Here is a 974-nt window from a genome sequence, read left to right as displayed (position 1 = left end):
TGTCGGCTGCCCCGGCATCGCTGCCGAGAGGCCGGTTTCTAGGCGTTTCCCGACGATGAGTCAACGGAAAGAATCAACGCCTTGCGGAAAATCGCGACACCAAGCATCGTTAACCGCTTGTTGAAGCCTTGGTCCCTAGAGTCCGTTCATGAGTCGCGACACCCGCTCTCCCGCCCCGGACCCGGCACCGCGGCGGGCGCTTTTGCGCACCGCCGCCAATCCGGAGCCGGGCCTCGACTATCTCGTCACCCTGCGCGCGCCCCTGTCCACGGGCGCGGCGGTGGAGGTGCGCTATGTGCCCGACCGCGAGGTGCTGGACGCCGCGGCCCTGGGCGCCTACCTCGACGCGCTGCCGGGCCAGGACGCTGCCGGGCCGGAGGCCTTGGCGGCGCTCCTTCTCGGCGACCTGCTGAACGAGCTGCTGCCGCGCTGGGTGCGCGTCGCCGTGACGCCGCCGCCCCTGGGCGAGCTGACCCAGTCGATCGTCATGGAAGACCGCCGTCCCGGCTGGGACAATCCCCCGCTGCTGGCGCGGCTGGCCCCGCTGTAGGAGACGGACGGGCATGGCGCGCGGGCTTCTCGACCCCAAAGGCTATTACCGCGTGCTGGGCGTGCGGCCCAACGCCGACGCGCCGGCCATCAAGGCGGCCTACCGCGCCCGCGCCAAGGAACTGCACCCCGACCGCAACCCGTCGGCCGGCGCAGCGGAGGCCTTCGCGCACCTGAACGAGGCCTATCAGGTCCTGAGCGACCCGCGCCGCCGCGCCGCCTACGACATGCGCGCCGCCGCCCGCGGCCACGGTGCCGGCGGTCCCTTCCAAAGCAGCAGCCGCCCCCGCGCCGACACCGCGGCCCGGGCCGGCGCCGCCTATCGCGCCCAGCAAGCCCGCGCGGAGGCCTCCAGCGGGCCGCGCCACGAGCAGCGGACCGCCGGCGCCGGTGCGACGGGCGCCCAGGCCGAGGCGGCCGCCCCC

Annotated in this window: 2 protein-coding genes; both read left to right on the top strand. The window is 74.2% G+C overall.

What is annotated here, in order from left to right; translation table 11 throughout:
- The first annotated feature begins 148 nt into the window (after positions 1-148).
- On the top strand, positions 149-550 hold the full coding sequence (locus C882_RS22630; protein ID WP_052000271.1) for a hypothetical protein: 402 nt from the start codon (positions 149-151) through the stop codon (positions 548-550).
- A 13-nt stretch (positions 551-563) separates the two neighbouring features.
- Positions 564-974 (top strand): J domain-containing protein (locus C882_RS25625; RefSeq protein ID WP_043647354.1); only part of this gene is annotated, 411 nt, incomplete at its 3' end.

It is taken from the genome of Caenispirillum salinarum AK4, from assembly GCF_000315795.1.
Taxonomy (GTDB): domain Bacteria; phylum Pseudomonadota; class Alphaproteobacteria; order Rhodospirillales; family Rhodospirillaceae; genus Caenispirillum; species Caenispirillum salinarum.
The sequence above is the reverse complement of the archived record's forward strand: the minus strand, read 5'-3'. Positions and strand labels throughout refer to the sequence as shown.